Genomic DNA, 9,996 nt, shown 5'->3' with positions numbered 1-9,996 from the left:
CGCCGGAACCGCGTCGAACCGCGGTTCCGGCGCCTGCGTCCGTGCCCGCGTCCGGCCGTTGAGCGTTCCGCTTCTCATCGGGGACGCCGGGTCCTGTGGTGGGATCAGGCCGTGCGCTTCAGGTAGGTCTCGATCTCGTCGGCGGCGCGGGTGGCACCGCCCGCTTCCCGGGCGAGCCGCTGCGCCTCGGTGCCCCGCTCCCGCACGGCCGCGTCGGCGGCCACCTCGGTGATCGCGGCCCGCAGCAGGCTCACGTCGGTCTCCGCCGGCAGCAGTTCCCGGCCGAGGCCCAGCTCGGCCACCCGCGCGGTGTTGGCCGCGACGTCCGGCCAGGACGGCACTCCGAGTATCGGGCAGCCGGCGTCCAGGGACTCCAGCACGCCGCCCATGCCGCCGTGGGTGATCACCAGCCGGGCGTGCCGGAGCACCGCCAGGTGCGAGACCCAGCGGTGGACCTCGACGTTGTCCGGCAGCGGACCGAGGTCGGCCGGGTCCATCCCCCTGCCGACCGAGATGACGGCGTGCCAGGGCAGTTCGGCGAAGGCGTCCACGCACAGCCGGAAGAACTCCGGATGCTTGTTGTGCACGGTCCCCATCGAGACCAGCGCCACCGGCAGCCCGCTCGCCGGGGGCTGCCACTCACCCAGGAAGGCGCGGTCCGCGAGGCACGGCCCGACGAAGGCGAAGCGCTCGTCGAAGCTCTCGCCGTGCGGCTGGAAGAACCGCGGCACGTGGACGAGGTTGAGGTCCTCGGTGCGCGTCATGAACTCGTGCGCCGGCTCGTCGATGCCGTTCGATGCCAGCAACTCGGCCATCCGGACGCCGAATTCGACCAGCACCTCCTCGGTGAGCGGGACCGCGCCGTCCGCCTCCATCATCTGCTGCACGAAGGAGTAGGTGTCGTTGGAGGCGAAGAACGGCGTCGACTGGACGGCCGGGAGCCCCCAGGTGTGGGCCAGTATCCGGCCGGCCTGGAAGGCCACGGCGTCGTAGACCACCGCGTCGGGCCTGGCGTCGCCGAACCACTCCCGGACCGCGCGCAGGATGGCGATGTTCTCGTCCAGGAAGATCAGCGGGGTGCGCCCGTTCTCGGGACCGCCCACGCTGTCCAGCGGCTGGGTGGAGTCGTAGCGCAGGTGTTCGGCGCCGACCTCGGCCAGGGCCTGGGCGAAGTCGTCGACGGCCGCGTAGGTGACCCGGTGCCCGCGGCGTACCAGTTCACCGACCACCGCCAGGGTGGGGAAGACATGGCCGTGGGCCGGGATGTTGACCATCAGGATGTGGCTCACTGCTACTCCGTCGGTATCGGTAAGAGGGAAGCAAGAAGCGCGATTCGGGGAGGGAGAAGGGGCGCGGCAGGCCGCGCGGCTCAGCTGGGGTCCTGGTCCGGGCCGGCCTCGGGCTGCGGCTCGGGCTGCGGCTGGACGGCCCACTGGGCGCCCGCGATCTCCTCGGCGCTCAGCTGCCGGCGCGGGATCCAGGCGGGGACGGTGCCCTCCTCGTTGCGGCCTTTGTCGAGGATCGCCAGGTTGTGGTAGAAGTGCGCGCCGGCCAGCGTCCGCTCGGTCCCGCTCGGGCGGTGCGCGGTCGGCGGCTCGTGCTCCTCGTGGTTGAGGCCGTCGAGCAGCTGCTTGAGGAAGCCCATGCTGGTGGTCGGGTCGCTGAGCCGCTCCGAACTGCCGCCGTAGCCCGGCCAGTAGGACGTCTGCAGGTCTTCGATCACATAGAGCCCGCCCGGGACCACGTGCGGGAAGAGCGCGCCGAAGGCGGCGATGACGTCCGGGCAGTAGTGGCTGCCGTCGTCGATGACGATGTCGATCGGCCCGATCCGCTCGGCCAGCGCGGTGAGGAAGGCCGGGTCCGCCTGGTCGCCCCGGACGGTGTGGATCCGCTGCTCGCGCAGCGCCGTCTTGTCGTAGACGTCGACCCCGTAGACGAGGCCCCGCCGGAAGAAGCGCTTCCACATCCGCAGCGAGCCACCGCCCGCCGCCGGGTCGGCGTAGCCGCCGATCCCCAGCTCCAGGATGGTGAGCGGCCGGTCCCGCAGTGGGGCGAAGTGCCGGGCGTAGTGCTCGGTGTAGTAGTGCAGCCCCCACTTGTCCGAGCCGTGGCGCAGCGACAACTCGGCCAGGTCGAGCGGCTGTTCCGCCAGGCCGCGGAGCAGCTGCTGGACGACCGGGAAGGCCGCCAGCGCGGGCATCAGCCGGGCCGGGTCCTCGATGCCGTGCCAGGTGATCCTGGGCGTGCGGTGGCCCGCGGTGTGCCGGGCGCCGAAGACGGCGCGGGCCAGGTCGAGCAGGTCCAGCTCGACGGTGGCGCCGGGTTCGTCGGCCGGCCCGGTGCGGTGCTCGGCCTTGGGGCCGGTCAGCAGGTGGTGCCGGAGCACCTGGCCGTCGAAGGCGAGCTCGAACTGCACCACCACCGCCGCGGCGGCGAGTTGCTCGCTCAGGTCGGCCCGGGTGACCAGTTCGTCCACCAGGTCGGCGACCGTCTGCTCGGCGCCGGCCGACCTGATCACCGCCGCGAGCTGCTCCTCGGGCCCGTCCGCCGCCAGGATCAGGGCGCGGATCCGGCGCAGGTCGGTCTCGTGCGGGTCCGAGTCGTGGTCCGACGGGCTGTTCACGTGCCGGCCGTTCTCGTGCTGTCCGGTGAGGGCGGTCATGCGTGAGCCTTTCCACGAGGGAGTCGAGAGGACGGGGAACGGATCGGGGCTTCTTCCAGGCCGGGGTGACGCCGTCGGTCGTCGCCGGGGGCGGGATCTCCACCCGACCGGGCGGAGGGCTTGTCCGCCACGATCGAACCGCCGGGCACCGAGTTCACGGTGGGACGCCGCTTTGCCACTCTCAGCTACTGGATCGACCCGTCGTGAATCTAGGTGCGCATCCCTCCCGCCACAAGCACTACCTGGGGCCACGGGGCGCCGAGTGCGGGAAACGAGACAGAATCGGGGCACCGCTGTTCCGCATGTTTGGACCCGTCACCCCGGTGTCGTTCGTGGCAGCGGCGGAGTCGGTGATCGTCGGGCGACCGGGCCCCGGCTCCGGATCCACCGGCCCCCGCGGCCGGCCCCGGACGGGACCGTCCCCCCGGCCGGGTCGGCCCGCGAGGGCGCGAGGGGCGGTTCCACCCCCATGACCAGTGACCGAACCGCCCGGGTCCGGCCCGGCCCCGAGGCCGGAGCGCCGCAGCTCCGGCTCCCGGGTCCGCACTGTGGATCGTGGCCGAGTGCGACGCCGCCGGGAACGAGAAGGGCGCGATCCCGCAGTGCGGGCGGCCTGGAGGTCGATCCTCGGGCGGATGGACACCTTTTCCAAAGGGCTCGGCGCCGCGTCGACGAGGGCCGGTGAACCGGCGGCCTCGGCTGCTAACGGGGGGTAGTCGGTGCGGGGGCCCGGGAGGGGGCGCCGGAGCCCGGGCGTCGCCCCATCGGACAGCGGGTGAACGGACGCTTGCCGCGTCGGGAACGCGGAGGTGATGTAAATCGGTCGATGTGACGAAATATCAACCACCCGACTGGATTTTTCAAGATCCCTGGCAAAGTCCACCAGGATCGTTGACACCGCGTAACGGCCCGAGTAGCGTCACTGATCACCGAGTTGATAATACGTATTATCAGCGAGGGCTTCAGTAGCCTCCGGAGGAGTTCCCCGTGCCAAGGATCACGCAGCGTGACATTGCTCGCCTCGCCGGCGTCAGCCAGGCGGTGGTCTCGCTCGTGCTGAACAACAGGACCGACGCGACGACCCGCATCGCTCCCGAGACCAGACAGCGCGTCCTCGACGTGATCCGGGAGACCGGGTACGCGGCCGACCCCGTGGCCCGCCGCATGGTGCGTCAGCTCAACCAGATCATCGGCGTGTTCACCTACGAATCGGTGTTCCCGAGCACCAGCGCCGACTTCTACTACCCGTTCCTGCGTGGCATCGAGGAGTGCGCCGAGCAGCTCAGGTGCGACCTGCTGCTGTTCACCAGCGCTCCGGTCACCGACGGGCGGCGCAAGGTGTTCCACGAGAACAACCGGCTGCGGATCGCCGATGGCTGCATCCTGCTCGGCCGGGACATACCGCACGACGAGCTGGCCCGGCTGAACCGCGAGAACTACCCGTTCGTGGCGGTCGGCCGACGCGACGACGCGGGCGGCCCGGTGCCCTGCGTGGGGGCGGACTACGCCGCCGCCACCCGGAAGCTGGTCGAGCGGGCCCGGGAGCTCGGGCACCGGGAGTTCGCCTACGTCGGGGCGGGGGAGGGAGCGGAGTCCGCCGACGACCGGATGAGCGGATTCCGCGCCGGCACCCGAGGGGGCGGCCGGCACGAGCGGACGGCCGGCCGATCCGCGGGGGAGACCCTGGACGCGCTGCTCGCCGCCGGGGTGACCACCGCCGTGGTCGAGGGCTACGCCGACGGGGTCGCGCTGATCCGGGCGGCCCGGGAACGAGGCGTCGACGTGCCCGGTGACCTGTCGGTCGTGGTGACCGGCGTACCGGCCGAGTCGGCGGACGCCGACATCGCGAGCACCGGCTTCCGCATTCCGCGCCGGGAGATGGGCTGGCAGTCGGTGGAACTCCTCGCCGCCTTACTGGAGGACCGGTCGACCACCACGCTCAAGCGGCTTCTGCCGTGCCACTTCGTCGAGGGGCAGACCCTCGGCGAACCGAGAAGGGACCGTTCTTGACCGAGATACGCAGCGACGTGCTGGTGGTCGGCGGAGGGCTGGGCGGCGTCGCCGCGGCGCTCGCCGCCGCCCGCGCCGGCCGGACCGTGGTGCTGACCGAGGAGTTCGACTGGATCGGCGGGCAGCTCACCAGCCAGGCGGTGCCGCCGGACGAGCATTCCTGGGTGGAGCAGTTCGGCGTCACGGCCGGCTACCGGGCCCTGCGCGACGGCGTTCGCGACTACTACCGCCGGCACTACCCGCTCACCGAACGGGCCAGGGCCCGCCTCGAACTGAACCCCGGCGGGGGCTGGGTGAGCAAGCTCTGCCACGAACCGCGGGTCGCGGTGGCGGTCATCGAGGCGATGCTCGCGCCCTACCGCGCCAGCGGGCGGCTCACCGTCCTCCAGCCGTACCGGCCGACCGCCGCCGACACCGACGGCGATCGGGTGACCGCGGTGACCCTGACCCACCGCGACACCGGCGGGAAGATCCACGCCACCGCCTCCTACGTGCTGGACGCCACCGAGACCGGCGACCTGCTGCCGCTCACCGGCACCGAGTACGTCACCGGCTTCGAGTCCGCCGCCGACACCGGCGAGCCGAGTGCCCCGCAGGTCGCCCAGCCGCTGAACATGCAGGCCGTATCGGTCTGCTTCGCCATGGACCACGTCGACGGCGACCACACCATCGACAAACCCGCGGACTACGACTTCTGGCGGTCCTACCAGCCCGAGGTGTGGGGCGGACCGCTGTTGTCCTGGCAGTACCCGCACCCCAGGACGCTGGAGCGCGTCGGGCACGACTTCAGCCCCAACCCCAGTGACGACCCGCTGGCGGTCAACGCCGACCAGCGCGTCAATCCCGGCAACGCCAACCTGTGGACGTTCCGCCGGATCGCCGCCCGAGGCACCTTCACCGACGGCGCCTACCCCAGCGACATCACCCTGGTCAACTGGCCGATGATCGACTACCTCGAAGGCCCGGTCCTCGACGTCCCCGACGCCGCCGACCACCTGCGCCGGGCCAGGGAACTGAGCTTCGCCTTCCTGTACTGGATGCAGACCGAGGCGCCCCGTCCGGACGGCGGCACCGGATTCCCGGGGCTGCGGCTGCGCGGCGACATCACCGGCGGCGCCGACGGCCTCGCCCAGGCCCCGTACATCCGCGAGGCGCGCCGGATCAAGGCCGACTACACCGTCGTCGAGCAGGACCTCTCGCTCGCCGTCCGCGGGGAGCGGGGCGCCGTGCGGTACCCGGACTCCGTCGGCCTGGGCATGTACCGGATCGACCTGCACCCCTCGACGGGCGGCGACAGCTACATCGACGTCGGCTGCAGCCCGTTCGAGATCCCGCTGGGCGCGCTTCTTCCGCAGAGGGTCGAGAACCTGCTGCCCGCCGGCAAGAACATCGGCACCACCCACATCACCAACGGCGCCTACCGGGTCCACCCGGTCGAGTGGAACATCGGGGAGGCCGCCGGCACGCTCGCCGCCTTCTGCCTCACGCACGGCACCCGCCCCCGCGCGGTCCGGGAGAACCCCGAGCTGCTCTCGGCCTTCCAGGACCGGCTCACCGCGGCCGGCGTCGAACTGCGCTGGCCCGACATCACGGGCTACTAGGCCTCCACGCACCACCGAGGGAGAACACCATGTCGATACGTAGAGGGCTGGCCACGGCCGCCGCCGCGATGTCCGCCACGCTGGTCCTGGCCGCGTGCGGTGGAGAGGGCTCGGAGGGCGACAAGGGTCCGGTGAGCCTGCGGATGACGGTCTGGACGTCCAACAAGCCGCACCTGAAGCTCTTCAACGAGATCGCCGCCGAGTACCTGGCGGCCCACCCCGAGGTCAAGGAGATCACGTTCGACCCGCTGCCGTTCGACAGCTACAGCACGGCGCTCACCACCCAGATGACCGGCGGCAACGCCCCCGACCTGGCGTGGGTCTTCGAGACGGACGCGGTCGACTTCGTCAGCTCCGGGGCCCTGGTGCCGCTCGACGACACCCTGAAGCAGACCAGCGGCTACCAGTACGAGGACTTGATCCCGAGCACCACCAAGCTCTGGACGCGCGACGACAAGCTGTACGCGTATCCCTTCTCCACCTCACCGTTCGGTGTCTTCGTCAACCGCGACCTGCTGAAGCAGGCCGGCCGGCAGACCCCGGACGAGCTCATCAAGGCGGGCACGTGGGACTGGTCGACCGTGCTCGCCGAGGGCGCCGAGGTGCACCGCTCCACAGGCAAGGCCGGCATCGTGATCCGTGACTTCGAGTACAAGGAGTGGAGCAACGCGGCCACCTTCTGGGGCGGCTGGAAGGCCGAGCCCTGGAGCGCCGACGGCAAGACCTGCACCTTCAACAGCACGCCGATGGTCGACGCGATGACCACCCTGCACAAGGGGATCTTCGAGGACAAGGCGATGCCGGGCCCCGGCGAGACCGCCGACTTCTTCACCGGCGACGCGGCGATGACCATCAGCCAGATCAGCCGGGCGGCGCTGCTGGACGGCGCCAAGTTCGAGTGGGACCTGGTGCCGCTGCCGGCCGGACCGGCCGGCGACTACTCGGTGATCGGCCAGGCCGGCGTCGGCGTGGTCAAGCGGGGCGGCCACACCAAGGAGGCCAAGGACTTCCTCGCCTACTTCACCAACCCGGAGAACTCCGCCAAGCTCGCCGCCTACTTCCCGCCGCCCCGGGAGTCCCAGCTCACCGCGGAGAACCTGGCCAAGACCAACCCGCTGCTGAAGAACGAGCAGCTCGACAGCGTGGTCGTCAACGGCGTCAAGAAGGGTGTCGTCAAGCCGGGCCACGCCGGCCAGGCCGAACTCGCCCAGCGGGTCCGCGCCGGACTGGACCCGCTGTGGACGCCGAACGCCAACGTCAAGGGCGTTCTCGACGACCTGTGCAAGAACATCTCCCCGCTGCTGGAGAAGTGACCATGTCCGTCTCCCCGGGATCAGCGGTGGCGGACCCGCCCTCGGGCGGGTCCGTCCCCGCGGGGCAGCCGCCGCGACGTCCGTTCTGGACCCGGCGCCGACGTGACCAGCTCGCCGGTTTCGCGTTCATCACGCCCCAACTCCTCGGCAGCGCCGTCTTCGTGCTGCTGCCCATCGCCCTGGTCTTCCGGTACAGCCTGTACGAGTGGAACGTGCTGGCCGGCGACTTCACCTACACGGGCGGCGACAACTACACCCAGCTGCTGGACGACGCCAACCTGCCCGAGGTGCTGAAGTCCACGGCCCTGTTCTCGGTCGGCCTGGTGGTGCTCAACCTCTCCCTGGCCCTCCTGCTCGCCGTCCTGCTCAACCAGCGGCTGCGCGGAATGACGGTGTTCCGCACGCTGTTCTTCTCGCCCGTCGTGGTGTCGCTGGTCGCCTGGACCATCGTGTGGGGCTTCCTGCTCCAGAACAACGGCGGCATCAACGGCCTGCTGCACACCGTCGGCATCGACGGACCCAACTGGCTGCGCGGCGAGGGCACCGCCATGCTCTCGGTCATCGTCGTGCAGGTGTTCAAGAACGTCGGTCTGAACATGGTGCTGTTCCTGGCCGCGCTCCAGGGTGTGCCCAAGGAGCTGTACGAGGCGGCCCGGGTCGACGGGGCCGGCGCGTGGGTCCGGTTCCGGTCCATCACCCTGCCGCTGATCAGCCCGACGATCCTGCTGACGTCGGTGATCACCATCGTGGGTTCGCTCCAGGTGTTCGCGCAGATCGCGGTGCTCACCCAGGGCGGCCCGAAGCTGTCCACCACCGTGCTCGTCTACTACCTCTACCAGCAGGCTTTCCAGTTCCATCACTTCGGCTACGGCGCGACCCTGTCCATCCTGCTGCTGCTGATCGTGCTGGCGCTCACCGTGCTGCAGTGGCAGATGCGCAAGAGGTGGGTCTTCTATGAATCGTAAAATCCCGCTGCGCACCCGGGTCGCCCTGTACGGCCTGCTCTGCGTGCTCGCGATCCCCTTCGTCTTCCCGACCTGGTGGATGGTGACGTCGTCGTTCAAACCCATCGCCGACATCTTCGCCTATCCGCCGAAGCTCTTCCCGACCAACCCGACGGTCTCGGCCTACAAGGACGTCTTCGACGGGCGCCCGTTCGTCCAGCAGTACGTCAACAGCCTCTACATCGCCGCGCTGGTGACGGCGGGGACGATGATCGTCTCCTCGCTCGCCGGGTACGCCTTCGCCCGCATCAGGTTCCGCGGCCAGAACGCGCTGTTCCTGGTGGTGCTGGTGGGACTGCTCATCCCGAGCGAGGTCACCATCGTCCCGCTCTTCCAGATGTTCAACGACCTCGGCCTGACCAACACCCACTGGCCGCTGATCCTGGTGCCGGTCTTCGGCGCGCCGAGCGTCATGGCCACCTTCATCATGCGGCAGTTCTTCATCAGCCTGCCCAATGAACTGGAGGAGGCCGCCCGGATCGACGGCATCGGCTACTTCGGCACGTTCTGGCGGATCGCCCTGCCGCTCGCCAAGCCGGCGCTCGGCGCCGTCGCGATCTTCACCTTCCTGCAGAGCTGGAACCTCTACCTGGAGCCGGTGGTGTACCTCTCCTCGCCGGAGATGTTCACCCTGCCGCAGGCGCTCACCCAGTACGTGGACTCCTACGGCGGGGCCATGTGGAACGTCCAGCTCGCCGCGGCGTCGCTCACCGCGATCCCGGTGCTGATCGTGTTCGTCATCGCCCAGAAGCAGTTCATCGAGGGCCTCGCCCACACGGGGCTGAAGTGAACGCCACACTCGGCATCGACATCGGCGGCACCAAGACGCTGGCCGCCCTGGTCGGACCCGACGGCGCGGTGCTCGACCAGGCGCGAGCCGACACCCCGGCCGCGCAGGGCCCGGACGCGGTGCTGGAGACCGCCGCCGACCTGGCCCGGCGGCTCGGCGGCGCCGGTCCGGTCGGCGTCGGCGCCGCGGGTCTCATCGACCCGGCCACCGGCGTCGTCCGCTACGCCACCGACTCCCTGCCCGGCTGGGCCGGGACACCGGTGGCCGATGAGCTGGCCCGGCGCATCGGCCGGCCCGTCGTGGTGGACAACGACGTCAACGCCGCCGCCCTCGGCGAGAGCTGGGCCGGGGCCGCCCGCGGTCACGCCCATGTGCTGCTGGTCGCGGTCGGCACCGGCCTCGGCGGCGGCCTGGTCCGCGGCGGCGCGGTCGACCACGGGGCGCGAGGCGGCGCCGGAGAGACGGCTCATCTTCCGGCTCCGGACGCCGACAGGCTGACCTGCGGCTGCGGGCGCACCGGACACCTGGAGGGCGTGGCCTCCGGCACCGGTCTCGCCCGCGCCTATCGGCTGCGCACAGGGGCGGACGTCACCGGCCGCGAGGCCGCCGCCCGCGC

At 70.8% G+C, this 9,996-nt stretch carries 8 protein-coding genes; 6 read left to right on the top strand and 2 right to left on the bottom strand.

Features of this window, described 5'->3' with window-relative positions:
* Positions 1–104: 104 nt before the first annotated feature.
* Positions 105–1,289: a macrolide family glycosyltransferase gene (locus ABD308_RS10510; protein ID WP_344331391.1), complete on the bottom strand. Its 1,185-nt coding sequence runs from the start codon at positions 1,287–1,289 to the stop codon at positions 105–107.
* An 80-nt stretch (positions 1,290–1,369) separates the two neighbouring features.
* The gene (locus ABD308_RS10505; protein WP_344331389.1) at positions 1,370–2,662 is read right to left on the bottom strand and encodes a hypothetical protein; all 1,293 of its coding nucleotides are present in this window, start codon (positions 2,660–2,662) and stop codon (positions 1,370–1,372) included.
* A 987-nt stretch (positions 2,663–3,649) separates the two neighbouring features.
* On the opposite strand from ABD308_RS10505, the gene ABD308_RS10500 reads away from it, so the two are divergent.
* From ABD308_RS10500 to ABD308_RS10475, 6 genes are all read left to right on the top strand, one after another.
* Positions 3,650–4,672, top strand: a complete 1,023-nt coding sequence (locus ABD308_RS10500; protein ID WP_344331388.1) for a LacI family DNA-binding transcriptional regulator — start codon at positions 3,650–3,652, stop codon at positions 4,670–4,672.
* 5 nt (positions 4,673–4,677) lie between these two features.
* On the top strand, positions 4,678–6,273 hold the full coding sequence (locus tag ABD308_RS10495) for an FAD-dependent oxidoreductase (RefSeq protein ID WP_344331421.1): 1,596 nt from the start codon (positions 4,678–4,680) through the stop codon (positions 6,271–6,273).
* Between the two features lie 29 nt (positions 6,274–6,302).
* Positions 6,303–7,586, top strand: coding sequence for an ABC transporter substrate-binding protein (locus ABD308_RS10490; RefSeq protein ID WP_344331384.1), 1,284 nt, complete (start codon positions 6,303–6,305; stop codon positions 7,584–7,586).
* A 2-nt stretch (positions 7,587–7,588) separates the two neighbouring features.
* Positions 7,589–8,551: a carbohydrate ABC transporter permease gene (locus tag ABD308_RS10485; protein ID WP_344331376.1), complete on the top strand. Its 963-nt coding sequence runs from the start codon at positions 7,589–7,591 to the stop codon at positions 8,549–8,551.
* Positions 8,541–9,380, top strand: a complete 840-nt coding sequence (locus tag ABD308_RS10480) for a carbohydrate ABC transporter permease (RefSeq protein ID WP_344331362.1) — start codon at positions 8,541–8,543, stop codon at positions 9,378–9,380. The genes ABD308_RS10485 and ABD308_RS10480 overlap by 11 nt, the downstream gene beginning before the upstream one ends.
* On the top strand, positions 9,377–9,996 hold a 620-nt coding region (locus tag ABD308_RS10475), incomplete at its 3' end, for an ROK family protein (RefSeq protein ID WP_344331357.1). The genes ABD308_RS10480 and ABD308_RS10475, both read left to right, overlap by 4 nt.

This window comes from Kitasatospora putterlickiae (assembly GCF_039527695.1).
In the GTDB taxonomy this organism is placed as follows: domain Bacteria; phylum Actinomycetota; class Actinomycetes; order Streptomycetales; family Streptomycetaceae; genus Kitasatospora; species Kitasatospora putterlickiae.
The sequence above is the reverse complement of the archived record's forward strand: the minus strand, read 5'-3'. Positions and strand labels throughout refer to the sequence as shown.

Coding starts and splice junctions, on each gene's coding strand:
- ABD308_RS10505 (WP_344331389.1), bottom strand. CDS start 2,662: ATGACCGCCCTCACCGGACAGCACGAGAACGGCCGGCACGTGAACAGC.
- ABD308_RS10490 (WP_344331384.1), top strand. CDS start 6,303: ATGTCGATACGTAGAGGGCTGGCCACGGCCGCCGCCGCGATGTCCGCC.
- ABD308_RS10485 (WP_344331376.1), top strand. CDS start 7,589: ATGTCCGTCTCCCCGGGATCAGCGGTGGCGGACCCGCCCTCGGGCGGG.
- ABD308_RS10480 (WP_344331362.1), top strand. CDS start 8,541: ATGAATCGTAAAATCCCGCTGCGCACCCGGGTCGCCCTGTACGGCCTG.